A 25,001-nucleotide genomic window follows, 5' to 3' on the forward strand; every position below is an offset into this window, starting at 1 on the left:
TCATGCTGGTCTGGATTGGTAGGCAGGTTGCAGCCACATGGACATCAATGTGAGGAAAGGAACTTCGAATGCGGTATTTCATCAGGACGGCCCTCGCGGCAGGCCTTCTCGCGGGCACGACGCTGGGCGCATTCGCGCAATCGAGCACGACCGTCGGTACCGGCGGCACCAGTGCGGGCGGCGGCACCTCAAGCAGCACCGTCGGAACAGGCGGGAGCTCGGCTGGCGGCAATTGCGATCCGAACACCAGCGATTGCCAATCCGGCTCGGCATCGACCCTCGGAACGGGCGGTTCTTCGGCCGGCGGCGGCACGTCGAGCAGTTCCGTCGGTACGGGAGGCTCGGCCGCCGGTTCCGGTAGTGGTTCCGCTTCGACCCTTGGTACCGGCGGCTCTTCGGCAGGCGGCGGAAGCTCCAGCAGCTCTGTCGGGACCGGTGGTTCAGCCGCCGGGTCGGGTGACGCAGGATCGTCTTCCACCCTGGGGGCGGGCGCCTCCACATCGGGCGAGACCACCGGCAGCGTCAAGAGAGATGAAAACAGTGCCCGGGACGCCGCCCAGGATGACGAGAGCAACAAGGATTGTCCTCCTGGCCTGGCCAAGAAGGACGGCTCGAAGGGAAACAGGCCGTCCTGTTGATCTTAAATCGGCTGGCTTCGGAGCGCCCTCCGAAGCCGGCTTTTCGAACGAGGAGGAGACCCGATGACCTCCAATCCATTTGCACTCCCGATTGCCGCGGCAATGATCGCGACCACAATGGCTGCTCCCAACCGTGCGGAAGCGGAAGAAATCAAACTTGATGACGGTTCGACGTGCATGATCATCGAACAAGAATCGTCGAATCGGAGCGGCGCTTCCACGTCAGTTACAGTCGGGTCCGGCAGCGTATCTTCGTCCACGACGGTAGGCGGCGGCACAACAGCGAGCGGTGGGTCTGCCACCACCAGCGCCGGATCCTCGGTGACGAGCGGATCCTCCGGTGGCGAGAGCTTTGCCACCGCGAGCGTGACCCGCCCAGACGGGACGACGATCACGCGCCGTTCGGATGGGACCTGCGCAATCATCAAGCTCGAGAAATGAAAGGAGCTGTCATGAGTCGAGGAGCGATATTCGCTGTTGCCGTCGCGGCAGCAACGGCAATTTCCGCGCCGATTGAAGCGCAAGAGTGCGCTGCGGCTGGAACCGTCGGGACGGGCGGAAGCGCCGCAGCCGGGGGCACCTCGGCCAGCACGATCGGAACCGCGGGCACATGCAGAACCGATGGCGGAACCACGTCGTCGATCGGCGTCGGTGGAAGCGCCGCAACGGCAGAGGGAAAGGCAAAGAACCGGACGAAGATAAACGAGAATCCCTCCCAATAGCAGGGTCAGTCAAAGGCTCAGGCCATCGATAAAGGCACATTCAGCAAGTCACAGACCAAGACCAAGGTTACGGACGACGGACTGCAGAGCCGGACGAAGTCCATGTCGCATGTCCCCGGCCAGAAGCCGACCAAGAGCAAGACGAAAATCCTGCTTCCCTTACCGCAGCAAGAGTGACTGCGGCATCTACCGCTTTGGCGCCGCCGAACCGATCGGTGGCCATGACGTCCCCTGAATGGACTTCGGCCGCTGCTTAGATGCAGCAAATGCGGGAATAGGGAAGGAAATGGCCTTGAAATCGGCAGGGCATACGGCGGTGGAGAATGGGAACGCATGCGCGATCGATACCGTGTCGAGTTTGACGAGCTGTGGCCCGTAGCCATGACCGACCACGCGAACCCGACGACTGCGGTGTTCCCCGAAAACCACTTCCACAGGAAGCGGCGTTACGTCAGATAAGAAAGTGGAGGAAATGCGACGAGTGCTGACCAGCGTACCATGATGTCCATCGCGCTTGTTGCCGCGATCGCCCTTGCCGTGGCGTCACTGATTGGAATATTTCTCGCCTGATGGCCTGGTTGGAAAGCAAGTCACTGATCTCGAATAATAATCCACTCGGTCTCAAATTCGAGCCGGTCGCTTGAAAGGTAAGGTGAGCTTTTTTAGCTCTGCTTGGAGCGGAAACGGCCAAACAAGATGATCCGCCAAGCGCTGAGGCGATCCCGCTCACCCTGAGAGAGCCATGCCCCGACTGCGGCGGCCGGATGCGCATCATCGAGATCTTCCGACGCGGTCAGAAACCCAGATCCCGGCACCACCGAGAAAGCAGGCCGCATGACAGGGTGCCCGTCACATTGGCCAAAGCCGATAAACACGCCGCATTCCGTGATTGCATCGCTCTGCGCGCAATAGCGTTGAGCATCGCAAGAGGATCGTGCCCACTGGAGTGGTGTAACTGACGGCTTTGGTCGCCGTGCTCTCCGGCGTAGGCCGGACTGATCAGCGTGCCACTGCCGGCAGGCTGATGAGCGGATCATCACTCATCTGGCTAATAGTTTCCAGTGTCATGTAGCGAGCCCGCTGCACGGCCCACTCGTCATTTTGTTCAAGCAGCAATGCGCCGACGAGGCGGACGATGGCATCGTCGTTGGGAAAGATGCCAACGACGTCGGTGCGCCGCTTGATCTCGCCATTGAGTCGCTCGATCGGATTGATCGAGTGTAGCTTGACGCGGTGCTCCTTGGGGAAGCTCATGTAGGCGAGGACGTCGTGCTCGGCCTCGTCCATGATGGCGGCGAGCTTCGGCACTTTCGGGCGGATCTGGTCGGCGACGGCGCGCCATTGCAGGCTTGCCGCCTCTGCCGTCTCCTGGGCGAAGGCGGTGGCAATGAAGGCCGACACGACACGACGGCCACTCTTTCCGGCATGCGCCAGCACGTTGCGAGCGAAATGAACCCTGCAGCGCTGCCAGGTGGCGCACAGAACTTTGGAAACCGCCGCCTTGATGCCTTCGTGGGCATCGGAAACGACGAGCCTGACGCCGCGCAGGCCACGCCGAGTTAGCTTGCGCAGGAACTCTGTCCAGATCGGCTCGGCTTCCGATGTGCCGACCTCCATGCCCAGCACCTCGCGCCGGCCGTCCGTGTTGACGCCGACGGCGATGATCACAGCGACGGAGACGATGCGGCCGCCGCGGCGCACCTTCAGGTAGGTGGCATCGACCCACAGATATGGCCAGTCGCCCTCGATCGGCCGGTCGAGAAAGGCCTTCACCTTGCCGTCGATCTCCTCGCAGAGCCGGCTGACCTGGCTCTTGGAGACGCCGCTCATGCCCATGGCCTTGACCAGGTCGTCGACCGAGCGGGTCGAGATGCCCTGAATGTAAGCCTCCTGGATCACCGCCGTCAGCGCCTTCTCAGCCATGCGCCGCGGCTCCAGGAACGAAGGGAAGTAGGTGCCTTTCCTGAGCTTGGGGATGCGCAGCTCGACGGTGCCGGCTCGCGTCTCCCAGTCCCGGTCGCGATATCCGTTGCGCTGGGCCGTGCGCAACGGGTTCTTCTCGCCATAGCCGGCGCCGGTGGAGGCACCCACCTCCATCTCCATCAGCCGTTCAGCGGCAAAGCCGATCATCTCGCGCAGAATATCGGCGTCGGGGGTCTTCTCCACGAGCATGCGCAGGTTCATCATGGCATCGGTCATCGGTGCTTCCTTCGAATCAGGTTGGTGTGAGCAACCCGACCCTACCGGGGAACATCGATGACCGCTGCTAGCCGCTCGCTCGCTACAGCGCTGTTGAGGGCGCGCTCCCGAGCGGCTTCGCTACCGCCGAGTTACACCACTCGACGGGACACAACCAGGTCTGATTCCGCAAGTCCGGTACGTCTAATCAAATAATGATCGGCATGGCGACTTTTTTAGTCCTTTCCATCCAGCACAATCTTCAACGTCGTGATGATGGCGGCCGCGTCGAGAAAGGCGTCTCTAGTCTCGGCCGCGGATGGCCTATTAGCGCGCTCCGCCGCGACTGGTAGATCGGTCAGCACGTCTTTCCTGCGGTTGCTGCCTTGAATGCCGATCTCGAGCATGTCGCATATCGTGGCGCTCGAGCGGTTGAGCAGCCGCTTTATATCGAACGGGCTTAGCCGGTCTGCCTCATTCGTAGCTTTGATCAGCTCGGCGATGAACTCGGTTGTGAGGCTCATTACCGGGAGGCTCCTTTTGTCCTCGGCTTAAGTCAACACCCGTCCCAGAATACGCCAGGCTTCAGGTGAAACTGCACGAAAATAGGCGCCCCTGTGGAGCTTATTTATCCGGAAACGGTAAAATCTCCGGCTTGGTAGACCCGCCAGAGATGGCGCACCTACAAACTCCCTCATCAGAGCGAGGGAAAGGCTATGCAAGACAATATCTGCCCAATTTCACCGATCAGCATTGCCGGAATCGAACCGCAACAACCTCCTACTGGCATGCCGATTTGCAAGACCGTCACTCCGTGCGACCTATTTGTTGATCCGGCCTATCAGCGTGAGATCAGCGAAAAGACATGAGGCAAATTCGCCGTATCATAGAGAGTTTCGATTGGGCAAAGTTCAAGCCGCCGATCTGCAATTATGCAGAGCAAGGCGGCGAGACTGTGCTGAAAGTGCTTGTTGGCCAGCACACAGCAATAGCAGCGGCGAGCAACCCGCATGTTTCCAGGATTCCCGTCATGATCGTTGAGGCAGAGGATACCGTCGCCCAGGCCAAGGCTTTCATTGGCCAGAACACTGAGCGTCTCGGCGTGACTAAGTTGCAGCTCCATCAGGCTGCCCTTGCCGCCGCAGATGAAGACGCCCAGACGCTCGAGCTCGTGTGCCAGCGTGCTGGCGTCACGGTTCTGAAGCGGCCGGCTCCTACAGTTCCACCAATTCCAGACAAACGATTGCGATTACCTCGATCGAAGCCCTAGTAAACCGAAGAGGGCCCATCCTCTCCCGTCAGATTCTTGAAGTGCTCGCAAATGCGGAGAGGGGTCCGCTCACAGCTCCCCAAATCAAGCCCGTCGAGTTGCTCATGACGGATCCTGAATACGCGGAGAAATTCAATCCTGAGGACCTGACCGAAGCTATTGTCGACCTGCTTCACACTGCGGAAGAGGAAGCGAAACTCTTGGCTGTTACACACAAGATAGCCATCTGGAAGGCGCTCGCCATCACCTGGTTCAGGAAATGCAAGAAGCGGCGACAGATTCCTGTAAAGGCGGCATAGAAGGTAAAACCGCTCATGCTATGCGCTCCCCTCCGTCTCGCTCCCTTCATCCAACTCATGGACCGGCAGAAAGCCGTACTGCTCCAGCCACTCTCGAAGGATGAGATGGATCACTTCTTCTCGCGTCATCTCCAGTTCTTCGCAGGCGGCAGTGATCGCGGCCTCAACGTCATCATCGAAGGTCATCAGAGCTTGACTTTCAGCGCGTTAATGGCCGTTCCCTCGGCCACTACTCGAGATGACGCCCTTGCTTACGAGCCACGCCTCGAAGGTCGCCGGACACCCCTCGTGAGTCCACTTCCCGCGATAGGAGAAACAAGGACCATGGACGCCACGCCCAATGGCGCTGAAGCCTTCATCAGGGAGGTGCTGGGCGCCACCTTACTATTTGCACGTTTCCGCGAAGTTTCCTCTTCGGCCCTCTGATCTTCACTGCCTGCCTCCTACGCACTACAACGAGAGGTCGTAGGGTCTCACAGCGCAGGCTGCAGTCAAGGATTAGGGGCGCCGCCCAAATAGGCTAGTGAATCCGTCGCTTGCGGGGATGCTGGAGATATCAGGTTGGGATTTGGGGAGTTCGTTTGCCTGAAATGAGACGAACACGCGGCCGGCGGTCCGCTTTCAATCGCTCCGAACGAAGGCGACCACCCTCGCGCATAGCCCGCGATTGTCGGGTGGTCGCTTGAATCAGGAACCAATTTAGTCCAGTTAGAGCTGGATCGACTGCGCCCGGATCAAATAGTACGGCGAAATGCACTCCTGGCGCGGCCCATAATAGGGCTGGAACGTGTTGTCGTAGGCTCGATACGAACGATAGCTCGCGTAGCACCATTCGACATGGGCCGAACTAGCGTCCGAATAGACCCTGCGCGGGGGCGAGGCGATTGCTCCGGCGATGGCCAGTCCGGCTCCGAGGGGATTTGATGTCGAACGCACCAGTTCAGGCAGCCGCCCTCAAGTTCCGTTTGCGCCGCCGCGTTTCACCACGCCGGACACAACGAAATTATATTCTCCGTCGAGCTGGTATGTTCGCTTCTTCCACCTCCGGCATCTCTCTGATCACGGACAGGCAGCCAGTCGCCTCGGAATGTCTCCTTAAACGAGCGAAATGGATCCGCCGCAAAGTCTCGCTGCTGCTGTCGCGCTTCACCGGAGCCGCGAGCTCGACACCTGGAATAGCTTGAATCTTAGTCAATAGCCGTTCACGTTCTTCGACGCTCACGCCGGCCCGGATCGTAAACATGATGTCAGTCATTGTCTGAATTCCTGGTCGCTATGCTGCCGATCAGCTGCTCCAAGTTCAAACGACCATAGCCGAAATCCGGGGTAAAGTCTTGGCCGCTCATGGCGGCGACCTTGTCGGCGCTTGAAGCCAACGCACTTCGGATCACTGCCGGGTCTCTCGCGCCACCATTTGCGATATAGAGCGCCGCAGCCGCAGCCACATGGGGAGATGCCATTGATGTTCCGGGCCAGGCATCATAATCGGTCTCGCGTATGTCGGCCTTTCCCTGCCTCCAGCGCCCGTCGGGACTTCTTTCCGCTTTCCAACGCAATTGACCAGGATAGGTCGGCAGCGTCGACCAGATCGCGTCACCGGGCGCTGCGATAGTTATGTGGTTGCCGCGGCTCGAAAAATTCGTTATCCGGTCCTGAAGGTTTGTCGCGCCCACGGCGATGACGCCGGGTGTGGCTGCCGGATAGGAGATCGGGCTGCCTTCGCGCCTTTCGTTTCCCATCGCCGCAACGATCGTCGTTCCATTCGCAAGCAGTGCCTCGAATGCCGCACTCTCCGTCGGGTCGGGCGCGCCCCCACCGCCGATCGAGAGATTGATAACGTCAATACCCGCATCTGCGCAGTCGAGCAGTGCACGCAAATACATCACCGGGTCGACGAAATAGGCGAACTCCGCCGTGCCATCAGGATAGGTCAGAAGGTCGGGGCGATCATCGAAAATCTTCCAGGCGTGGATCCTGGCTCTTGATATTCCATTGATCCCGAGATCATTGTTGATCGTTGCCGCAATGGTCCCTGCTACATGGGTTCCATGTCCGACAAGATCCTGTGCAGAGCTCGCTGCAGGAAGGTCCGGATGCTCATATACGTATCCACCGATTTGGTCCTTGAGGTCAGGGTGATCAATATCAATGCCCGTGTCGAGCACCGCGACCTTGACCCTGCTGGCGTCATCGAAGCCGCTTAGATTGCGCGCTTCATCCCACTTGATTTTGCGGAGATTCCACAACGTATGAGCAGGCAGCGGTAGCGCGGCAATTCGGCCACGACCGCCGGGCGACGATTTCCTGGAGGTGGACCCGGTGGTTTTTCGCGGCGATCTCGCCACCAGGTAGCGCAGCGGCACCCGGGACACGGATGCAACCGTCGGATCTCCGGCGAGAGCCAATTGAAGCTGGCGTAAATCGACGTCACTGACCAACTCGACCAGGCTGGTTGCTCCGCCCGGTGTTCGTTCATCGATGGCGGCGTTCATGTTCAGGGCCGTTGCCGACCATCCTTCCGCCTCATTGCCTGGGATCCCCACCAATTCCGCTTGGGCGCCGGAGTCACGGTTTGGCCGGACCAGCATTCGACTGGCGTAGTGTGGCGACTCCCGCGACAAAGGTGTCACGCGTTTCACCATCCCTGCTCGCTCGTAAAAGGACAATGCGTGGAGACCGCTGCTCAGGGGTGTGCGGGCGGCCGCAAAGGTCGCTTCGAAGTTTGGCTGGTGCGGCTGCGGCTTCATGCGGACAAACAACATCGCTTCATGGTAGGTCGGGAGCCCCGCGTTCCTGAATAGTGGTCCCATCGGTGCAATCCTCCGAATAAGTCTCTTGAGACAATTTCCTGCGATGCTGGGTATTGCACCGTACTCGGCGTCTGCCGCTCCGATTTCGAAGCATTAGTTTCAGGTTCGAGCAACGAGTTGGCTGCGCTTAGCGAGCGCCCAGTCGCCATTGGTACTGGATCGATTACCGCCGTTCGCGGCGTGTTCGTCGTGGATGCTGGAAAGTCGTTACTTCAGATAGCGCCGATTAGTTTACGCAATTCAGAGTGGATTTCAAAGGGCTACAAAACCCGACCTACCGGGAAACTTTGATCACCACCGCGACGTCGCTCGCTCGCTACGGCGCTGTCGAGAGAGCGCCCGCGAGCGGCTTCGCTGCCGCCCAGCCCACCACTTGTGGCGACGCGACCGGGTTTAGATTGTAAACGCATTTGGGCGGATCTGCTCGCCAACCTCGATGAACTTGCTCGCAATCTAGAACAAGGTCGAATGGCCACTGATCCTATTGTCCCGCAACTCAGGTACCGACCTGACACGAATGCTTGGATACGGGCGATGATTGGCGCGCACCTGGAGCGCACCACACGGCGGGCGCCCGCTATTTACTCCGCCGTCCCGATACCGCATTCGATCAAGCCAGAAGATAGCGAAGCGCCGCCGACGAGTGAAAGCCGGTGAGACGGTGCTCGTCAATCCGCGTTCGCTCCGATTATGAAGCGAGGGGCCGATGGGCTGCGCGCTTGTGACTGGCACGAGTTACCAAGACGCTGGCGCGGAGACCTTCGTGCGGAGCGAGTGCTCAAGCGGATTTAGTTTCTTGCAGTGTCGTCAGATACGACCCGCGCGTATGCTTTCTCCGCGACCCTGCGCAGCCGCTTGTCTCGTGTCCACAACTCGGCTCGGCTGTCTATTAAGGTTGACGCGAGCAGGTGGGCGTCCGTGTAGCCTATGCCCATGCTGTAAAGTTGGTACTCGTTGATCATCGACATGACTTCATCGTGCGTGGCGACGATGACCTCCCGCTGTACGGCCAAGAACCCGAGCGTGACCATGCGGTTCTTTAAACTGCCCAAGGCAAGTTCGCCAACGATGGCGGGATGGCAAAGCAACATATCGTTTTCGATCGTTTGGATTAGCTGCGGGTCAGCTTGGCGGAAGTGGTCAATCCAAATTCCTGTATCGGCCAGTCTCACTTTTCGCTCCGCCTCCGCGGACCAGCCTCCGCGTTGGGCATCGTTCCGCCCAAGGCAATCAGACGCTTGCCTGCTTCCATGCGAACCAGTGTTTCCAGCGCCTGACGGACGACCGCGGCGGTTTCTTTCGTGCCGGTCAGCGCCTTAGCCTTCTCCATGAGGCTGTCGTCTATGTTGATGGTTGAGCGCATGTGTTGCCTCCTTCGCTTGCATCAGAAATAACACCAACTGGTGCCGTTCTCAACGCCTGCTCAGCGATAGCCTCATTGATGTCTGGCCCATGCGGAAGTGAACATCACGCATAGATCAGAGACAAGATTGGAGCCGAGCGTCCCGAGAGACGAAAGAAGAATCTCTCTTAGGTGGCTACAGGAATGCTCTGATCCGACGCGATGGTCAGAGCGCAGATTGAGCTACATCAGGAAACGGGCGCCGCCCGCTATGGATCCTTGATACTGCCTCGATGTCCCGACGCCGGTTCGATCTCACCGGGGACATAGCCGCCGCCGATTGGGCATCTGTCCGGATTTCAGACTTCTTTTCTGCGAACTGGAGGCGCGGGTTCTGGGGCGGGCGCCGGAGTTGATTTACTGCCCAACGCTCCCACCAGGGCTAGCTCCGAGCGTTTGTTGCGTTTAACTCGGAGCGGTCATCGGATAGATCGAGATCTGCCCCTCAACGACCTCGCGCAGCCCAGGATCGTCCTCGCCAGCATTTCGTTGGGGACGAGGACCGCATCGTTGCCCGCCTGTTCCGCAAGCAAACGCAGCCGGGTTGCCGTAAGGGTTCTCGACTACTGCAGAAGCAGTTCGTTCGCCGCGGCCGCCTGAGTGCCCTGGAGGACCACGATCGAGTCGGGGGCCTGCACTAAATCCCCGGTCCCGGACTTTCAGCGACTGGACAATGCCGCCTTCCAGGTGCTGTACGGTCCGCCGGCTTCCATCCTGGCTAATTAGGCCACGGCCTCCAGCCGCCTGGCGCAATCCTGACCCGCGGAACGTGCAAGCACCCGCAGGGGCGGATAAGAGCCGCTGCATGCTCCACGCGCAGTTCGGCCCGATGGCATAGTGGAGCCTCTGCTTGGCTTGCCAGGGAAATCCGAGCCATGCGCGGAGAGTGTGTGCCGATTACGTCGCGAAATCGGTTGCAGCACGGATGGCGGAAAGAAGTTCATGATGAAAGTAAGAGCCTTCAGCGCGAGTGCCGGAGCAATACTGTTCGGCAGGAAGCCTCTCACGCCGGCCTCTGATGCTCGGGCCATCTCCCCCGGGCTCGTCGCGATCGGACATGACAACCGCCGGGACTCCGATACGTTGCCGATTGTTACGAATGAATCCACTCGGTCCAGCGTTGCACCAGAAGGCCGCATTCCCGATCGAAATCCGTCATTAGATTTCTCTATTTACCGAGCGGGAAATTCGATCAGTTTCCTGCGTCTTAATTCTCCTATTTTCCCGATCGGGAAAATCTCTCTGGACAAGAGGCAACTTCGCTGCTACTTTCCCGATCGGGAAATTTCATGGCAAAACAAGTCAGAAGTCCAGCCGACATTGGCGCCCTAGTTCGAAGTGCCCGCAGGGAGCAAAACTTGCGGCAGGACGAGCTCGCGGGCGTTTCCGGCGTGGGGCTTCGGTTCATTGTCGATCTTGAAGCCGGCAAGCCCACAGCACAACTCGGAAAAGTACTGCAGGTTCTACAAACGCTCGGTTGCACCATCGAAATCCTGGCCCCAGGTGAACGCAGACAATGACGACCAAGGCCCTCAATGTCTGGTGGAACGGCCGCGTCGTCGGTCAATTCACCCAAGATAGGCATGGAGAAATCGGCTTTGCCTATGCGCAGGCATGGCTTGAGGATGACCGAACGCTCCCGTTGTCCGTATCCCTTCCTAAACGATCGGAGCACTTCTCGCGACGAGAGTGCCGGCCGTTTTTCGGGGGCCTGCTTCCCGAGGAAAGCCAGCGGGCAGCCGCCGCGCAAGCATTGGGCGTTTCGCCCGCGAACGACTACGCGCTTCTTGATCGTTTGGGCGGGGATGTCGCCGGCGCATTGCAGCTACTTCCTGAGGGCCAAGAGCCCGCAGAGATCGGGCCGACTGGCAATCAGCAGCCGACGCCTCTTGACGAGACCGGAATTCTTCGCGTGCTGGACGCGCTCCCGACACGGCCGCTTTTGGCCGGTGAAGAGGGCCTCAGACTGTCGCTGGCCGGCGCGCAATCGAAAGTGCCGGTTGTCTCGGTTCGTGGTCAGATTGCACTTCCGCTGCCTGGTCAGGCTACCACGCATATCCTGAAACCGCCAATCGCCCGCTTCAACGCCACAACCGAAAACGAAGCCTTGGTGATGAGACTTGCGGCCGCCATCGGGCTCGATGTCGCACCGGTCGAACCGAGATACGTGCAGGGGCGCTCGTTTCTTTTGGTCGAAAGGTTTGACCGCATGCGCGATGCCAGCGGCACAGTGCAACGCATCCACCAGGAGGATTTCTGCCAGGCGCTCGGCGTGCCACCTGAAACGAAGTATGCGAATGAAGGCGGACCGACCTTCAAGGACTGCTTCGAACTATTGCGGCGGGTCTCAACAAGGCCGGCCGTCGATGTGCTGAAAATGTTGGACGCGGCAATATTCAATTTGATCGTTGGGAATGCCGATGCACATGGAAAGAACTTTTCCATCCTGTACGACGGGCAGGGCCCGAGGCTCGCTCCGCTTTACGACTTGCTTTCGACGGTGGTTTATTCAGAACTTTCGGCGAAAATGGCGATGAGGATCGGGAAACGCGCCACGCTCGCCGAAATGGATGCAGGGGGGTGGCAGGTTTTCGCAAAAGAAGCGGGGATTGGCTTTCCGCTGTTACGCCGCCGCTTGAGCGAGCTTTGCGACAATGTAAACACGCTAATCGGCGAGGTAGTTGACGATCTCGTATATGCATCGCCTGATCGAAAGCCAATCAATGAGATCGCCGCCGTGATATCAGACCGGGCAAAGATAGCGAAATTGACTGCGAAAGGCTGAGGGAAGTGAGGATCAATCCCCAACAACTCACTCGAACGCCAGGACGAAAGAATTTTCCGGCGGGCGTAAGCTGCCGGTGCGGCGCTTGGTGGCAGCCGTGCGGGAAAGATGCGGCTGACGCGGTTCCTGCGCGATTGATGCCGTGACGCCGCAGCTCTGCCTCGGTCGGCATGTTGTGGCGATCCAGGACCCGGCGGTGCTGCGCTCGACAGGCAACCCATCTGCATGCGGTTGTGGCGGTGGATGGCGAGGACGATGCGGTTCTGGGGCTTGATCGATAGGACTTTCCTGGAGCGCGGCGGCGGCCGACGCTCCGGATGGCGGCACGCGTGGATTGAGCAGAAGGAGAATTTCCGCTGGCTGATGGATGCGGATCAGGTCGCTTCGGCCTATCTTCGCGAACGGGTGAGGCCTATCCCGGCCTGACAGGGCGGCGGCTTTTCCGCGAGGTCAAGGATCTCGGCTGTTCCGGCGGCTACACGGCCCTGACCGACTTCTTGCGCGACATTCGGCCGCCGGATCTGAAGTTCGCTTCGGGTCACCGCCGGGCGAGCAGGCGCAGGTCGATTTTGCGCTTCATTCGGCGAGGAGGCTAATGCCTCGCTTCGTGGCCGCGAACTCGAGCCATCCGCCGCGCATGACTATTTTGCGACGTGGGCACAGGCCCGGGCGGCGTGGGCGAGCGAGCCCGTGGGTCTTCTGCCGTTCGGTCTTGCCCTCGAGCAGGGCACAATAGACTTAGGCTCGAAGGCATAGGAAGCGCACCTCCATCGTGGCCAAGCGCGATTTGCGCCCCCGGGGCTTGGCCGCAAGCGCCAGTCCGCCCGACCGGCCACCGGTGCAGCGTCAATGGCGCCAACAGCAAACGTTTCGATTGCGCAGGCAAAGATGAACGAATTTCCATCGAGGATTTCGCTCAGTCTTCGGCATCTATCCCTCGCGCAAATATGAGGGCGTAGCGTAGCGCGATATCGCCTCGGCCATTAGCGTAGCCGTTTCCCCTACGGCGGCTCTCGAATTCGTCCGTCGGCTGGCACTGAGCGTTGTTACCGCAATGGCGACATGCACCTGAAGAACTGGTCGGTAATCTATCATGGAGCTGTAACATGCCGGCCCTTGTGCCAATTTGCGACGTGCTGTCGACGGTGCCATATCTTCCCGCAGACGCTATGGCGCTTTTGCTCGGCGGAGAGCGGTCATTCAAAGCGTTCGCCAACCGCGCGAGGCTCCCGGCGATCCTGAAGGCCGGAGTGGAAACTGTAGAGGTGGTCAACCAGCACTGGTGGCTATTTCGTTGAAATTGTTCCCACCAAGGTCCTTGAGGGGATCGATGAGCACGTGCAGGCAATGACGCCGATATTGAAGACGATGTCGTCGTGCGCGCCTTGCAAAACAGCAAACAGTGCCATACATTTTGCACATAGAATGCGTTTTCGAATATGGCAGACAGCAAGAATGGTTCAGGCGCAGAAAGTTCGTAGCGAGAACGGACCATTGGTTCTCTCCTATATGGATCGGAGTGGAAAGATCGCTGTTGAGCAGGTGGCAGACGGTTTTGGCATGTCCAAAAGCCAGCTCGCCGCGACCGCGGGGCTTGCACGCGAAACACTTTACCGAACCGAACGCAGCCGTGGGGCAAAGACGCAGAGCCGCCTTCGGGAGATGCTCGAGATCATCAGTCGCGTTACCGAGTGGGCCGGGGGCAAGGAACAGGCAATGGCCTGGTACCGGGCCCAACCTCTGCCGGCATTTGGCGGACGCACCGCCGAGGCGCTCGTCAAGGACGGCAAGGCCGCAGCCGTTCGCGATTATCTCGACCATATGGCCGTCGGTGGCTTTGCTTGAGGTTTGTGGGAACGTGCTACCGAGCGCATGATCCACGCTGGGCTTTCAAACCGACATCAGGCGATGGCGCCGCCATCAGAGGCGCGCGGTTCAATCCGAAGGGCGTGCCCGCGCTTTACCTTGCGCTCAGCATCATGACAGCTGTCAAGGAGGCCAACCAAGGCTTCGCGCACCGTATCGATCCCTGCGTGCTGTGCTCCTACAATATCGATTGTGAAAACGTCTTTGACCTGACAACGGAGGAGGGGAGGGCCGCGCATTCCGTCTCCATGGAGGAAATGGCTTGTAGCTGGGCCACAGCGCTTGCGGAGGGGAGGCGTCCCGCCTCGTGGTCGATCTATGATCGCCTCGATGCGCGCGGGACGGCCGGTATCTTGGTGCCAAGTTTCGCGCCGCGTGCTGAGGCGGATGACCGGAACCTCGTTCTGTGGAAATGGGGACCGGATCTTCCGCGCCAGGTGAACGTGAATGACCCGAGCGGCCGGCTACCCCAGGATCAACTATCCTGGCGCTGACTTCCTTGTGCGCGGCTTTCACGGTCCGTCACAAACTGCCCCAAAATTCTAATGGTTCGTCATGGCACCCTGGCAAGTTGATCGTGCATTGAGGAGGATGGGTTGTTTCAGCAGCCATTTGGAGCAGAGCCCGCGCAAGGGTTGCCGGGCTCTGCTTGCTGTTTGCGAGCGGCTGACGTTCGTCAATGCCGCTGTTACTGACTTGTAATGCTGGCCGATATCGCACCTATTTTCAGTCGCTGAAGCTGATAACGCCAACCGCCAGAGATCCGGCTTTGCCCCCGCGTAACTCCGAGCGTTTCATGTTTTGACGGAAGCCTAGCCTGCGTTGGCCAGATAATTTTACGACAGCGCGGATCGTAGGAAACACGTTCAGAAATAAGCAGTTTCGAGAAGGGAAGCTTGAAATCACCCTCCTTAGAATGTATATGCCTGTGTATATGCACAGGAGCCCGGCATGCCCCAACTCCACCACAACCAACCTAAACCTCCCAGGGAAGCTAAACTCTTCCGAAATAACAAGAGTCAGGCTGTACGCATCCCGGCTGACTTTGAGTTTCCGGGCGATCGGGTGATCATCCACCGCGACGGAGATCGGCTTATCATCGAGCCGATGCAGCGTAAGAACCTGCTGGAAGTTCTGGCCGGTTTAGAACCGCTCGGACCTGAAGATGAGTTCCCCGATGTTGACGACACACTGCTGCCGGTGAAGGAAATCGATCTTTGAGCAGGCTCTATATGCTGGACACCAATATCGTGTCGGAGCTTGCACGGAACCCGAGGGGCGCTGTCACTGAACGTATCGCTGAGGTTGGGCCGGATGCGATCTGCGTCAGCATTATTACAGCAGCAGAGTTGCGTTATGGATGCGCCAAGAAGGGATCCCCGAGGCTGCTGGCACAGATCGAGGCCATTCTTGGAAGCTTGCAAGTGCTCGCGCTCGACGTGCCTGCTGATGCCGAGTACGGCGGCATCCGGACTGAACTGGAAGCCGCTGGCAAACCAATTGGCCCAAATGACCTGTTCATCGCTGCTCATGCTTGTGCAGTCGGAGCGGTACTCGTGACGGCGAATATCGGGGAGTTTGCGCGCATTCGTGATCTCCGTATTGAAAACTGGCTGGATTTAACATCCAGGCAAACAAAGGGCGCCTCCTATTAAGGCAGGCAATTATCAAGGGAACAATCACGACACCGCAGGTCAACTAGAGCATTCCAATAAGGCAGAATGATCGACGGCGTATGCTGCAGGCAAGCATCCTTCGGGTGGCTTAATCGCACTCGGGCGGATCTCTTATGTGGATGCCTTGGGATACTGCATTCCAACCAATCGGAAAAATCGGCGTCTGCGGTCAGCATTGCAACTAGCCGTGGACCTTGCGCGCGGCCGTGAGGCGAGGGGAGGGCGTCCACTCCACTCTTGCCATCTTCTTTCGTGCGCTTCTCTACGGTCAGGCTAAGACTAGCGGCATACGGCGTCGGGGGTGCTCTTTAGGCGGGCAAGAATTTCTACTGTTGGAATGAGCGACGAAAGCTGCACGCCCTGCTGACGGGCGTAGTCCCGCAACGCGTTTTGGCTGACGAGACCCCACTTGCCGTCGACTTTTCCGAGAAGGCACCCGAGGCGCGCCAGTTCTCTTTGAGCTTCCACGGCAAGGCCGGCGCTAAGCGTTGGAGCATCACCTTCAATCTCGACGATAAAGCCGGTAGTGCCGTGACGGCCAGGCTTGTCGTCCCATCGCAGTGGGCGCTGTTCGTCTTTTGGTTCCAGCTTTCCGTAGCTGTGGAATAGCGCTGAATCATGATCGGGGTCGTAATTGTTCGGTTGCCCACGGGTCCAGTTCTTGTAACGGAATGGCTCGCCGGTTACCCATTGCCATCCACCGGCAGGTTCCGTTGAACCCGGCGGCTGGTAAAGTCCTATCCACGGTCCTTCCTTTTGCTCACCGATCCGAACAAATCGGCTGTCTTCCGAAAAGAGCTTGTAGACAAATGCGTTCTCCTCTCTCGTGGAAAGCGTCACCAGATGACCGCCAGCAGCTTCGGCCAAAGCTTTGGATCTAGTCCAGCTGGTGTGGGCGAGGACAGCCACGTAGAGATGACCTCCGAAGAAGTCGTAAGTCATTTCATAACCGTTCAGTGCGAGAAGAGCTTTCACCAACCGTGGATCGGCATCGGGCCCGACATGGGCGGCAGCGATTCTCGAAGCTTTACCGCGTGATCTACTCTTGGGCGGCTGAGTTGGCGCTGGGTCTCCAAGAGGCTTCAAACCAAGGTCCGGAGGCTGGAGGAAAGTTTGCAGCTCACCTCCTGCGGAATCCGATGACGCTTGCGGCCGAGTAGCTTTCGCTGCCTGCGTAGCGGCGTCGACTTCTTCGATCTTGAGCTTTGCAATGTCCGTGAACAGCCCATCAGGGAAGCGCTTGATATAGGTCTCGAAGTACGACTTGGACTTTGCGTCTTTGATTGAGTCCCAATAGGCGAGTTCGACCGAACGATCCGACGGTGGCACCGTGTCCAGAAGGCCAGAGTTGCCACTCTCCTGCGCGTCAGGATTGAGGATGACGGGACCGGTTAGCGACGAACTATCCCATGGCACCTGTTTGCCGTCCGTCGCCTCCAGGACAGCGCGACGCACCGCGATTAGGTCATCGGTTATGCTCTGCCCAGGCGTGCCGAGGTGTTTCAGCAACGCTGTCGTAAACGGAGAATTCCGACCAATACCATCGAGTGCAACATTTCCCGGTTGCGTAGCAAAAGCAATCAGCGAGCCAAGGCCGGTACCGAGCTTGGCTAATCCGCGGCCGACGGCCGCAGATCGTGTTCCCATGGAACGGGCCAGGGTCTCGGCAAGCGGGTTGTCGCGGCAGGCATCCAGAAACACCAGATTGACACTCGCGTTACGCTCCATCGCCGAGAGCACGAGCTCGATCGGTAGCGCCTCAAAGTCCAAGTCGTTATACGACGTAAGTCGCGCGTCGATGGGGATCAAATAATTGTCGCCGCTTACCTGCACTCCGTGACCGGCGTAGAAGAAGAGTGCCATGTCCGCACCTTCGAGTTTTCCCACAAAGTCACGGATTGACCGACGCATTTCGGTCAGGTCGAGATCGCGGCCAGTGAAGACCTCGAAGCCAAGACCGGTCAATTTCGATGCCATGTCGCTGGCGTCATTGTCAGGATTGGTTAGCTGTGGTGCGTGTTGATAAGCGGAGTTTCCGATGATCAGTGCGACTCGCTTCTCCGCGACCGCATCGCTGGAAATGCCCGCGAGCAGCACGACAAGGAAGATCCAGATCCACCGCATGACAGAAGCCCCCTCGGGTATTTTATCAAACCTTGATAGTCGAGAAAAGGAACGATCCGGTTAGACGGGACCAGTCAAAAGCAGCACTTCTCCTCCGATAGTGGCACCGTGACGTTATTGTTTGTGTGAGATTGAGCCGGTATCCTTCAGTTGCAAAAGCGCTGCGCCATCTTGAGGTCCGTTTACACGTGCGAGCAATAAGATTGATCGCGAATAAAGGGCTAGGCGTGGGCGCAGTGTGCTTGATGTACCTTGTACTTCTGGCCGTCGCGACCGCAATCTTCTCGCCTCCATTGCAAAACCTGTTACGCGACATGATGATGATTTCGATATCACCCTTCACCAATCCCAAACCAGGTATTGTAGTAGTGGCCATCAATGAGGAGACGTTGGCGCGCCTTCCGTACCGCTCACCGATTGATAGGGGACTGCTAACCGATATTCTCAACCGGATCCAATCTGGAAATCCGCGGGCGATTGGAATTGACTTGCTGTTCGATCAGCCGACCGAAGCTGATAAGGACCTGCGATTGCGCTCGGTCTTGGAGAGCTTTCCGGCGCCTGTCGTTCTTGCATCGGGTACGAAACTTGACGGGCTCAGTTCCGAGCAACTCGATTATCTCAAAGCGTTTTCTCCGCGGGCCACTCAAGGCCTTGGAACACTGCTGCACGACAACTTGGATCGGGTTGTTCGAGGGGCTCATTTGGGAAGGACGATTGACGGTGAATGGGCCCCGAGCTTCCCGGTTGCCATTGCCGAGGCCGTAGGTGTCGACAGCGGGCAGGGCTCCCGAGAGATGGTTTACTACCGGGACCGCAATTTCGCCCCGTTTAGATTTCTCGTTTATCCGGCGCAGGCGGTCCAATTTGCTCCGTCGAGTTGGTTTGAGAATAAGCTCGTTCTGCTCGGACTTGATCTCCCACAAGTGGATCGTCACCCCACTCCGTTCACCTTGCTCAATGGCGCCGACAAAGGTGATTTGCCCGGTGTGATCATCCACGCACATTTGCTGGCAAGCATTCTTTCCGGCGACAGGATCAACACACCCGGGCAGATCATTGGATTTGCACCCTTCGTAGCAGCTTGCGCCTTTTCGCTTTGGATCTCATGGCGATCCATCGCGGTAATCCAAAAGCCCATCGCGATTGCTGCCGCTCTTGCCGTTGTATGGGTATGCGCCGGGTTTGCGTTCGCATGGTTCGCGATCTTGATTCCGCTGGTTGCACCTAGCTTTATTGTCGTAGGCCTCTCCAGTCTCGTCTCGTTTCTTGCATGGCGGCGCGACTCGAAGGAACGTCAATTCGTAGAAGGAGCCTTCGCAAAGTACGTCAATCCAGCTGTTGTGACGAAAATAGTCCGCGAACACGGGGAACTCCGGCTTGGTGGTGAAAGACGCGTGATCACTTCCATCTTCACGGATCTAGAGGGCTTCACCGGACTTAGCGAGAGTGTCGGGCCCGAAGAGGTGGCCTCGCTCTTGAATGAATACCTCGATCGGATCTGCGATCAATTCATCGAGCACGGAGCCACGATTGACAAAATTGTCGGTGACGCTGTCGTCGGGTTCTTCGGTGCTCCTGCAGAGCAGCACGACCAGGCGGATCGGGCGGTTGCCCTCACGCTTGCAATTGAAGGCCTCGGGCAGAAGCTCCACGACGACACGGCCAAGCGCGGCCTTGCGCTCGGCGGCACACGGATCGGCGTGCATGCGGGGCCGGCCATTGTTGGAAATTTCGGGGGCGTCAGATTCTTCAACTATACGGCCGTGGGTGATACCGTGAACATTGCGGCCAGACTTGAGCGTGCCAATAAACTCGTCGGCACGAAAAACTGTATAAGTCTCGCGGTGTCCAAACGAACGACCGGATTTTTACTTCGGCCGATTGGTGTTCTATACCTCAAGGGCAAAACAGAGGGTGTGAGTGCTTGCGAGGCCTTGGTAGATACTCAGGAGAATCGCACGCGATTTACAGCGTACACGAAAGCCTATGCGCTCGCTGCGGCCGGAGATAGCACCGCATCGCACGCATTCGAAATGCTCGCCCAGACTTACCCGCAGGATGGGCTGATCCTTTTTCATCAAGGTCGGCTGGCTGGTGGAAACCAAGGAATGGAAATTCACCTGACTGGTAACTAGAGCTGTTGGGAATGTGGCAGATAAGCACGCGCAGACGGCTGCTAAGCAGTTTTCTTTGGCTGGGGGTCGCCTTCCTTTCTGGGTTGGCGCACAACGCATCGGCAGGCAGCCAATACGTCATCGTGTCGGCGAACCCAGAGTCTAAAGAATTGTTGCTGGGCAGGCTTTTTGTGCCCGGAGATACTATCAGAATTCCGGCGGGCACAACCCTGACCTTGCTCGGTGAAGATGGAAGCGTTACTTCCATATCCGGCCCCGCCGCTTACATGGTAACTGAGGAGAACTTGGAAGCCGAAGGATCCGTCAAAGCGCCCGACATCCGCGAGGGCAGAACCAAACTTGGCGCAATTGCAGGTCTGTTGACGAACGAACGCAAGCGGACCGAAGCCTTAGGAAGTTCGCGGGCTTCAACAATCGCGACCGAACGGAAGATTATCGAAAACCCGTGGGCGGTGTCGATCGAAGAACCCGGACCGGCGTGTGTTCGAGATGACCATCTTGTCTTGTCGCGGTCCGAGGCTACCAAGGAAATGAGCTTCTCCGTGGTGTTTGGTAATAAGAAGAGAATTGACGGGCTGTTGTGGAAAGCAGGTGAATTCCTCTACGCCGTACGAGATCCCATTCCGCCTGGGACACATGTGATTGTTGTCGAAACCCACGAGAAGTGGGGGCAGATTGATGTGAAAATAGCGTCCGCGGGCGCTGATCTTGCGAACCCCATCGAGGTCCTCCTATGGATGTTCAACAATGGCTGCCGACGTCAGGCGATAGCCTTTGCACTTCAATTGAGGGGAATAAAATAGCGACTGTAGTGAGCCGAACACGCATTTTTCCGGGGAGCGGATCGGCGTCGAAAGCGATGGCGGCGAGATGTCGGTCTGCGCGGTTGGCCGCGGGCGTGGTCTATCACCTGGCCATTTGTTCACCGCCGCCCGTTCTGGAACGTCCCCGCGTTAAGTCCCAACGCACTCCAGCGGTTGACACGGGCCATTTGCCGTGATGGAGACGCTCTTCCCTTGGGGAGCTGGAAGGCCGAACGAGAGGGCAGGGCATGGCAGATCAAGGGCGGCGTGCAGCATGACAGATAAGAGCCAGGGTACCGCAGCACGACCGAAGCTCGACGACGAGGCGTTCGAAGCCTTTATGAGGGCGCGCCGTCCAGTATCTCCGATCTGGACGATGAGCGGCCTCGACGGCTATCTGACGGCGCTTATCATCGGTCCGAAGTTCATCGACCCACGCGAATGGTTCCCGGAGCTCACCGGTTCAGAGGCCTTGGATATGCCGATGGAAACCACAGCGCACCAGGCCGTGCAGACCATTGTTGCGGAATATAACCGGATCTCGGCGAGCCTTGCCGAAAAACCTGAGGATCACCGGCCGAGGTTCAGCAGGATCGACGATCGAACCTTCGATACCATGGATTGGCACGTCAGCTCTCTGATGGGGACAGGCTTCTCGCAGAAGCAGTGGCGGCCGGTCATCCGAGGCCATGCCGTCACTGGCGATATCATCGCGCCGATCCGCAAGCTCAGTGAAGCTACTGGGCCGGCCACCCAATCGGATGCCGCAGCGGTCGCTGAAGCACTCGTCAAGATCCGCAGCTACTTCATGCGGAAGCGGGCAAAGCAGAAGTTCTAAAAAGCGCTATCGCCATTCCGTCAATGCCGAAAGCGGTGGTTTTGCCAGTGTAAAACTGTGGTACTTTGACTACCTTGGGGTGGACGAAGTTGCTTGGAACAGGCGAGGTCTCGTGTCCGGGGCGAGATGGGTTGCTCTGCATTGCTCTGCCGACGCCAAAATCGTTCAGTCCCCGTTACGTATAGGCGGATGCTTGTTATGCAAAAGCCTTTATCCTATTATCAGGGCTGAATTTTTCCGGTCTGTATTATTTATTAATATCTGAAAGGAGACGTTCTCGTGATGTTGAAACGTGTTTCCGTACTCCTCTCGGTCTTTCTGACGGCGTGCGTGCCGTCCTGGCGGCCTTCGCCACCTGCGCCATCCGAAGCCACCTGTCAAAACACGCCGCCCAGTGCCGCCGAGTCTGCGGACTGGCGCCGTGCCCAAAGGCTGAATACGCGCGAATCCTACAGGGATTTCCTCGCTAGGCATCCTCGCAGTTGCTACTCGGCTTTGGCTGTAAGCAGGATGAAGACAACGGTTCAAAAGCAACCTGTCGCCGTACGCAACGTGCCACTCCAACATCGACGGGCTTGGTCCGGACGAACAACCTACTAGCGCTCCTAAGGATCTCAGTGCCGTTCATGGGATTGCGATTGTTGCGAGGGGAATGCTTTGCGGCGTTTGGATATCGGGAGCGCAGGACTTTGCAAATCTCAAGGTTGAAATCATGCTCCGAGTTGGCTGATGCACTTTGATGTTGTTCATGCGGCCGACCCACGATTTCAGGGCGGCACATCGAGCGCACTAAGAGCCGAACTAAAGGCGGCGGGACGTTGGGAGTTGAACTGCGGACTGCTGCCGTTTCTTGGACATCAACAGTCTCCAATAGGCCTCTTCGACAGCCGTACGGCAGCGGTGATCGAGCAATCGAATATCGCTTGGCTGACCGGATCGGAAAAGGCGACCTGCGACATTCTTCTGGCGCACCACCCTGCCGTCTTTGAGCGGATGCCGCTTTCGCCGGTGCGCTTGCGGCCTCGCCGTGTCGTTTGTGTGGTTCATCATCCGCTCTTCGACGGTCAACGCATTCAGCAATACGATCCCGCAGTCGTCGAGCGCGTTTTGGATCGCCTCTTCGGAGTCCCGGTCGTGTTTGCTCCTGTCGGTCCGAAAGTCAGATCTCAGTTCGAAGCTCGCGGTACGCAAGGGCCTACACTTGTTCAGCACGATCTATGGAACATGGTCGACCTCGCCGAATGGCCCCAGCATCAGAGAAAGGCTCCAAAAGACCGCGTTAATTTGGGGCGGCACACGAGAGGGGACCCCATGAAATGGCCTGATTCTGGGGATGATCTGCGAGCAGCCTACCCTGACCGGGCTGATTTCAACATCAAAATCCTGGGCGGTGTCCCCGACGCTATCAAGAATTGGATAGGCTCGAACTGGGAGATCTGTGCTTTCTCGGAAAACGACGTACCTGACTTTCTCAGTCGCCTGGATTTTTACGTCTATTTCCACAGCAGACATTGGGTAGAGGCGTTTGGCATTTGTGTCGCGGAAGCAATGGCCAGCGGTTTGGTGACAGTGCTTGATCGTTCATTTGAGAGCCTCTTCGAAGATGGCGCTGCCTATTGCGATATCGCTGAAACACGGAACGTCATCGAGCGGTTCATCGCTTCGCCTTCAGCTTATGTCCAACAATCAAATGCCGCACGAGAACTCGTCCGGAGGAAATTTGCGATCGATCAGTATCCGCAAAGAATGGCACGCCTCTACGATGATCTGGAACTACCTATGATTTCGGGCCTGAATAACAGTCGAACGACGATCAGTAGTTATTCAAATGGGCGCAATGTCGAAGACAAATCGGTCCGATCACCGCCTCGGCATATGGGCCAAAGGCGACGGATACTTTTCGTGGCCACAAATGGAATAGGACTGGGACACATCACTCGTCTGATGGCTGTCGCTGAGCGTATGTCTGATGACGTGGATCCTATTTTCTTTACGAGATCGGCTGGAGCCGCCCTGGTTTTTGCGCGAGGTCACGCCATAGACTATATCCCTTGCGGACTGGCGATGGGAGTTACAGACACAAGCTGGAACAGAGCGTATGCGCAAGAGTTGCTGAGCGCAGTGGAGGCCTTTGATGTTTCGGCGGTGGTGTTTGATGGGAACAGGCCGTTTCCAGGATTGGTTGCCGTTGCTGAAAGCCGGCGTGATTTGGCCTGGATATGGATACGTCGCGCCTTGTGGCGCGTTGATCATGAGTTCAGTGCGGACGCCCAGGACACATTCGACATGGTTATAGAGCCAGGCGAATTTGCCCATGACGAGGACCACGGGCCGACTCGCGATTTGCCCGGTGCCGTTGCCGTCCCCCCATTGCTTCTTTTGGACCCCGGCACTGGATCGCCCCGGAGCGAAGCTGCCGCCAAGCTAGGCGTCGATCCAGACCGCTTCACTGTCGCAGTTCAACTTGGCTCACAGCGTAATTTTGACTTTGCAGGCCTGCCTGAGCTCATTTTTGCCGGACTAGCAAGGCGAGATGTGCAAACGGTCCAGATCCTCAATCCGCTTGCCAAGCCCTTTAAAGAGGATGGGTCGAGGGTTCCACGCAGAAGCCTTTATCCCTTGGCGGAATATTTCTCAGGGATCGATCTTCTGGTGACCAATGCCGGATATAACAGCTTTCATGAAAGCATCTTTGGGGGAATCCCCTCGATCTTCGTACCCAACGAAGCGCCGGAGATGGACGACCAGCATCTTCGCGCTGTTTATGCACAGTCGGCGGGGTTGGGCCTGTGCTTGCGATACTCCGAGTTGAACCGCGTGGAGGCAACGCTTGATTTGGCGCTGTCTGAAGACTTCCGGGCCGAGGTTCGCCGGCGATCAAGGAGGTTAGGTTTCATCAATGGCGCAGCAGATGCCGCCAAGGCGATCGAGCAGCTTGTCTTCAGTATTCGCGCTGACCGTCCTTTGCATGCCTCGATTGCTCGCACGTGAGCTGCTGCACGACGTCGGCGCCGATCTGATCGGCAAGAAATTCGTCGATGCTCGACGACAGCGCGATTTCGTTTGAGACGTCCCATTTCGCCATGATCAGTGACCAGCGCTGCCGGATATATCTGCCATAGATTTCCGCGGGCACCGAAGGCAGGTGCCGGCGCGTGGGAATGAATTCCAGCGGAACGGAACGGGCGGCAATCAGATCCAGACGCAGTTCAGACAGGATAGCGATCGGAAATTCGGCCTGGTCCCTGCAAGCCTGCACTGCGGTATCAAGAATCTCGACAAGATTGTCGGGCATCGTGCCCAGGACGGAGATCAGGCTTCTGGGGTTAGCCTCGAGCGTGGGGTCGTGGAAGACATACTTCAGGCTCTTCTCTTCCTCCGCCAAATCGATGGCACTCGTGATTCTTCTGGACCTGCCAAGCGAAAAGTACCAGCCAGCTCTGTCGATTATC

General features: G+C 58.1%; 26 protein-coding genes and 4 pseudogenes. 20 read left to right on the forward strand and 10 right to left on the reverse strand.

Going from position 1 to position 25,001, the window contains the following annotated elements; all coding sequences use genetic code 11:
* The first annotated feature begins 68 nt into the window (after positions 1-68).
* From USDA257_RS13640 to USDA257_RS38795, 4 genes and pseudogenes are all read left to right on the forward strand, one after another.
* Positions 69-638: a hypothetical protein gene (locus USDA257_RS13640; protein WP_014763551.1), complete on the forward strand. Its 570-nt coding sequence runs from the start codon at positions 69-71 to the stop codon at positions 636-638.
* Between the two features lie 63 nt (positions 639-701).
* Complete coding sequence (locus USDA257_RS13645) at positions 702-1,079, forward strand: hypothetical protein (RefSeq protein ID WP_041414200.1); 378 nt, start codon at positions 702-704, stop codon at positions 1,077-1,079.
* A gap of 11 nt (positions 1,080-1,090) precedes the next feature.
* A pseudogene (locus USDA257_RS37825) lies at positions 1,091-1,537 on the forward strand (hypothetical protein).
* 491 nt (positions 1,538-2,028) lie between these two features.
* Positions 2,029-2,198 (forward strand): annotated as a pseudogene (locus USDA257_RS38795) (IS91 family transposase); the annotation flags it as partial.
* A 161-nt stretch (positions 2,199-2,359) separates the two neighbouring features.
* Here the strand turns inward: USDA257_RS38795 and USDA257_RS13655 are convergent.
* Both USDA257_RS13655 and USDA257_RS13660 read right to left on the reverse strand, forming a co-directional pair.
* Positions 2,360-3,559, reverse strand: coding sequence for an IS256 family transposase (locus USDA257_RS13655; protein ID WP_014763555.1), 1,200 nt, complete (start codon positions 3,557-3,559; stop codon positions 2,360-2,362).
* A 215-nt stretch (positions 3,560-3,774) separates the two neighbouring features.
* The gene (locus USDA257_RS13660) at positions 3,775-4,062 is read right to left on the reverse strand and encodes a hypothetical protein (RefSeq protein WP_014763556.1); all 288 of its coding nucleotides are present in this window, start codon (positions 4,060-4,062) and stop codon (positions 3,775-3,777) included.
* A gap of 192 nt (positions 4,063-4,254) precedes the next feature.
* On the opposite strand from USDA257_RS13660, the gene USDA257_RS36610 reads away from it, so the two are divergent.
* From USDA257_RS36610 to USDA257_RS33015, 3 genes are all read left to right on the forward strand, one after another.
* The gene (locus USDA257_RS36610; protein ID WP_153297028.1) at positions 4,255-4,407 is read left to right on the forward strand and encodes a hypothetical protein; all 153 of its coding nucleotides are present in this window, start codon (positions 4,255-4,257) and stop codon (positions 4,405-4,407) included.
* Positions 4,404-4,808 carry a hypothetical protein gene (locus tag USDA257_RS33010; RefSeq protein WP_014763557.1) on the forward strand — a complete coding sequence of 135 codons (405 nt, stop codon included), beginning with the start codon at positions 4,404-4,406 and terminating at the stop codon, positions 4,806-4,808. Before USDA257_RS36610 ends, USDA257_RS33010 begins: the two co-directional genes overlap by 4 nt.
* Positions 4,809-4,912: 104 nt before the next feature.
* Positions 4,913-5,107 carry a hypothetical protein gene (locus tag USDA257_RS33015; protein ID WP_014763558.1) on the forward strand — a complete coding sequence of 65 codons (195 nt, stop codon included), beginning with the start codon at positions 4,913-4,915 and terminating at the stop codon, positions 5,105-5,107.
* 18 nt (positions 5,108-5,125) lie between these two features.
* On the opposite strand, the gene USDA257_RS37125 is transcribed toward USDA257_RS33015, so the two are convergent.
* From USDA257_RS37125 to USDA257_RS13685, 6 genes and pseudogenes are all read right to left on the reverse strand, one after another.
* Positions 5,126-5,293: a hypothetical protein gene (locus USDA257_RS37125; protein ID WP_014763559.1), complete on the reverse strand. Its 168-nt coding sequence runs from the start codon at positions 5,291-5,293 to the stop codon at positions 5,126-5,128.
* Between the two features lie 522 nt (positions 5,294-5,815).
* Positions 5,816-6,019 (reverse strand): annotated as a pseudogene (locus tag USDA257_RS34050) (BA14K family protein); the annotation flags it as partial.
* A 91-nt stretch (positions 6,020-6,110) separates the two neighbouring features.
* Positions 6,111-6,362, reverse strand: a complete 252-nt coding sequence (locus USDA257_RS13670) for a hypothetical protein (protein WP_014763561.1) — start codon at positions 6,360-6,362, stop codon at positions 6,111-6,113.
* Positions 6,355-7,917 (reverse strand): S8 family peptidase, encoded by a 1,563-nt coding sequence (locus USDA257_RS13675; RefSeq protein ID WP_014763562.1) that lies wholly within the window; start codon positions 7,915-7,917, stop codon positions 6,355-6,357. Before USDA257_RS13675 ends, USDA257_RS13670 begins: the two co-directional genes overlap by 8 nt.
* Before the next feature lie 788 nt (positions 7,918-8,705).
* Entirely contained in the window at positions 8,706-9,089 is a 384-nt protein-coding gene (locus USDA257_RS13680) for a type II toxin-antitoxin system VapC family toxin (protein ID WP_041414201.1), read from the reverse strand.
* Entirely contained in the window at positions 9,086-9,280 is a 195-nt protein-coding gene (locus USDA257_RS13685) for a type II toxin-antitoxin system VapB family antitoxin (RefSeq protein ID WP_041414202.1), read from the reverse strand. The genes USDA257_RS13680 and USDA257_RS13685 overlap by 4 nt, the downstream gene beginning before the upstream one ends.
* Before the next feature lie 981 nt (positions 9,281-10,261).
* On the opposite strand from USDA257_RS13685, the gene USDA257_RS36925 reads away from it, so the two are divergent.
* The 9 genes and pseudogenes from USDA257_RS36925 (at position 10,262) to USDA257_RS13720 (ending at position 15,625) form a co-directional block, all read left to right on the forward strand.
* A complete protein-coding gene (locus tag USDA257_RS36925) occupies positions 10,262-10,651 on the forward strand; it encodes a hypothetical protein (protein WP_162531111.1) in 390 nt (129 codons plus the stop codon).
* Positions 10,609-10,839 carry a type II toxin-antitoxin system Y4mF family antitoxin gene (locus tag USDA257_RS13690; RefSeq protein ID WP_014763563.1) on the forward strand — a complete coding sequence of 77 codons (231 nt, stop codon included), beginning with the start codon at positions 10,609-10,611 and terminating at the stop codon, positions 10,837-10,839. Before USDA257_RS36925 ends, USDA257_RS13690 begins: the two co-directional genes overlap by 43 nt.
* Positions 10,836-12,104: a type II toxin-antitoxin system HipA family toxin gene (locus USDA257_RS13695; protein ID WP_014763564.1), complete on the forward strand. Its 1,269-nt coding sequence runs from the start codon at positions 10,836-10,838 to the stop codon at positions 12,102-12,104. Before USDA257_RS13690 ends, USDA257_RS13695 begins: the two co-directional genes overlap by 4 nt.
* Before the next feature lie 243 nt (positions 12,105-12,347).
* Positions 12,348-12,530 carry a hypothetical protein gene (locus USDA257_RS37830; RefSeq protein ID WP_223843431.1) on the forward strand — a complete coding sequence of 61 codons (183 nt, stop codon included), beginning with the start codon at positions 12,348-12,350 and terminating at the stop codon, positions 12,528-12,530.
* Between the two features lie 437 nt (positions 12,531-12,967).
* Positions 12,968-13,481: pseudogene (locus USDA257_RS34060) on the forward strand (HipA domain-containing protein); the annotation flags it as partial.
* A gap of 78 nt (positions 13,482-13,559) precedes the next feature.
* A complete protein-coding gene (locus USDA257_RS13705) occupies positions 13,560-13,949 on the forward strand; it encodes an MbcA/ParS/Xre antitoxin family protein (protein ID WP_041414204.1) in 390 nt (129 codons plus the stop codon).
* The gene (locus USDA257_RS13710; protein ID WP_014763567.1) at positions 13,946-14,464 is read left to right on the forward strand and encodes an RES family NAD+ phosphorylase; all 519 of its coding nucleotides are present in this window, start codon (positions 13,946-13,948) and stop codon (positions 14,462-14,464) included. The genes USDA257_RS13705 and USDA257_RS13710 overlap by 4 nt, the downstream gene beginning before the upstream one ends.
* A 457-nt stretch (positions 14,465-14,921) precedes the next feature.
* Entirely contained in the window at positions 14,922-15,191 is a 270-nt protein-coding gene (locus tag USDA257_RS13715) for an antitoxin (protein WP_014763568.1), read from the forward strand.
* A complete protein-coding gene (locus USDA257_RS13720) occupies positions 15,188-15,625 on the forward strand; it encodes a type II toxin-antitoxin system VapC family toxin (protein WP_014763569.1) in 438 nt (145 codons plus the stop codon). Before USDA257_RS13715 ends, USDA257_RS13720 begins: the two co-directional genes overlap by 4 nt.
* Positions 15,626-15,925: 300 nt before the next feature.
* Here the strand turns inward: USDA257_RS13720 and USDA257_RS33215 are convergent, their stop codons facing one another.
* The gene (locus USDA257_RS33215; protein WP_014763570.1) at positions 15,926-17,770 is read right to left on the reverse strand and encodes a caspase family protein; all 1,845 of its coding nucleotides are present in this window, start codon (positions 17,768-17,770) and stop codon (positions 15,926-15,928) included.
* Between the two features lie 245 nt (positions 17,771-18,015).
* On the opposite strand from USDA257_RS33215, the gene USDA257_RS33020 reads away from it, so the two are divergent.
* The 4 genes from USDA257_RS33020 (at position 18,016) to USDA257_RS13745 (ending at position 24,540) form a co-directional block, all read left to right on the forward strand.
* A complete protein-coding gene (locus USDA257_RS33020; protein ID WP_144051929.1) occupies positions 18,016-19,908 on the forward strand; it encodes an adenylate/guanylate cyclase domain-containing protein in 1,893 nt (630 codons plus the stop codon).
* Positions 19,909-19,919: 11 nt separating this feature from the next.
* The gene (locus USDA257_RS13735; RefSeq protein ID WP_041414205.1) at positions 19,920-20,711 is read left to right on the forward strand and encodes a hypothetical protein; all 792 of its coding nucleotides are present in this window, start codon (positions 19,920-19,922) and stop codon (positions 20,709-20,711) included.
* Positions 20,712-20,985: 274 nt separating this feature from the next.
* Positions 20,986-21,549, forward strand: a complete 564-nt coding sequence (locus tag USDA257_RS13740; RefSeq protein WP_014763573.1) for a UPF0149 family protein — start codon at positions 20,986-20,988, stop codon at positions 21,547-21,549.
* Positions 21,550-22,278: 729 nt separating this feature from the next.
* A complete protein-coding gene (locus USDA257_RS13745; RefSeq protein ID WP_014763574.1) occupies positions 22,279-24,540 on the forward strand; it encodes a glycosyltransferase in 2,262 nt (753 codons plus the stop codon).
* Here the strand turns inward: USDA257_RS13745 and USDA257_RS13750 are convergent.
* Entirely contained in the window at positions 24,491-24,934 is a 444-nt protein-coding gene (locus USDA257_RS13750; protein WP_223843432.1) for a hypothetical protein, read from the reverse strand. The two genes, USDA257_RS13745 and USDA257_RS13750, sit on opposite strands and share 50 nt — an antisense overlap.
* Between the last annotated feature and the right edge of the window lie 67 nt (positions 24,935-25,001).

The organism is Sinorhizobium fredii USDA 257 (assembly GCF_000265205.3).
In the GTDB taxonomy this organism is placed as follows: Bacteria; Pseudomonadota; Alphaproteobacteria; order Rhizobiales; family Rhizobiaceae; genus Sinorhizobium; species Sinorhizobium fredii_B.

What these genes read in the sequence shown, in the direction of transcription:
- USDA257_RS13690 (WP_014763563.1), top strand. Translation starts at nt 10,609, where the DNA reads ATGGCAAAACAAGTCAGAAGTCCAGCCGACATTGGCGCCCTAGTTCGA.
- USDA257_RS36610 (WP_153297028.1), top strand. Translation starts at nt 4,255, where the DNA reads ATGCAAGACAATATCTGCCCAATTTCACCGATCAGCATTGCCGGAATC.
- USDA257_RS13715 (WP_014763568.1), top strand. Translation starts at nt 14,922, where the DNA reads ATGCCCCAACTCCACCACAACCAACCTAAACCTCCCAGGGAAGCTAAA.
- USDA257_RS37830 (WP_223843431.1), top strand. Translation starts at nt 12,348, where the DNA reads ATGGCGAGGACGATGCGGTTCTGGGGCTTGATCGATAGGACTTTCCTG.
- USDA257_RS13705 (WP_041414204.1), top strand. Translation starts at nt 13,560, where the DNA reads ATGGTTCAGGCGCAGAAAGTTCGTAGCGAGAACGGACCATTGGTTCTC.
- USDA257_RS33020 (WP_144051929.1), top strand. Translation starts at nt 18,016, where the DNA reads ATGTACCTTGTACTTCTGGCCGTCGCGACCGCAATCTTCTCGCCTCCA.
- USDA257_RS37125 (WP_014763559.1), bottom strand. Translation starts at nt 5,293, where the DNA reads ATGACCTTCGATGATGACGTTGAGGCCGCGATCACTGCCGCCTGCGAA.
- USDA257_RS13740 (WP_014763573.1), top strand. Translation starts at nt 20,986, where the DNA reads ATGACAGATAAGAGCCAGGGTACCGCAGCACGACCGAAGCTCGACGAC.
- USDA257_RS36925 (WP_162531111.1), top strand. Translation starts at nt 10,262, where the DNA reads ATGATGAAAGTAAGAGCCTTCAGCGCGAGTGCCGGAGCAATACTGTTC.
- USDA257_RS13655 (WP_014763555.1), bottom strand. Translation starts at nt 3,559, where the DNA reads ATGACCGATGCCATGATGAACCTGCGCATGCTCGTGGAGAAGACCCCC.
- USDA257_RS13675 (WP_014763562.1), bottom strand. Translation starts at nt 7,917, where the DNA reads ATGGGACCACTATTCAGGAACGCGGGGCTCCCGACCTACCATGAAGCG.
- USDA257_RS13745 (WP_014763574.1), top strand. Translation starts at nt 22,279, where the DNA reads ATGCACTTTGATGTTGTTCATGCGGCCGACCCACGATTTCAGGGCGGC.
- USDA257_RS13660 (WP_014763556.1), bottom strand. Translation starts at nt 4,062, where the DNA reads ATGAGCCTCACAACCGAGTTCATCGCCGAGCTGATCAAAGCTACGAAT.
- USDA257_RS13670 (WP_014763561.1), bottom strand. Translation starts at nt 6,362, where the DNA reads ATGACTGACATCATGTTTACGATCCGGGCCGGCGTGAGCGTCGAAGAA.
- USDA257_RS13640 (WP_014763551.1), top strand. Translation starts at nt 69, where the DNA reads ATGCGGTATTTCATCAGGACGGCCCTCGCGGCAGGCCTTCTCGCGGGC.
- USDA257_RS13695 (WP_014763564.1), top strand. Translation starts at nt 10,836, where the DNA reads ATGACGACCAAGGCCCTCAATGTCTGGTGGAACGGCCGCGTCGTCGGT.
- USDA257_RS33215 (WP_014763570.1), bottom strand. Translation starts at nt 17,770, where the DNA reads ATGCGGTGGATCTGGATCTTCCTTGTCGTGCTGCTCGCGGGCATTTCC.
- USDA257_RS33015 (WP_014763558.1), top strand. Translation starts at nt 4,913, where the DNA reads ATGACGGATCCTGAATACGCGGAGAAATTCAATCCTGAGGACCTGACC.
- USDA257_RS33010 (WP_014763557.1), top strand. Translation starts at nt 4,404, where the DNA reads ATGAGGCAAATTCGCCGTATCATAGAGAGTTTCGATTGGGCAAAGTTC.
- USDA257_RS13685 (WP_041414202.1), bottom strand. Translation starts at nt 9,280, where the DNA reads ATGCGCTCAACCATCAACATAGACGACAGCCTCATGGAGAAGGCTAAG.
- USDA257_RS13645 (WP_041414200.1), top strand. Translation starts at nt 702, where the DNA reads ATGACCTCCAATCCATTTGCACTCCCGATTGCCGCGGCAATGATCGCG.
- USDA257_RS13735 (WP_041414205.1), top strand. Translation starts at nt 19,920, where the DNA reads ATGTGGCAGATAAGCACGCGCAGACGGCTGCTAAGCAGTTTTCTTTGG.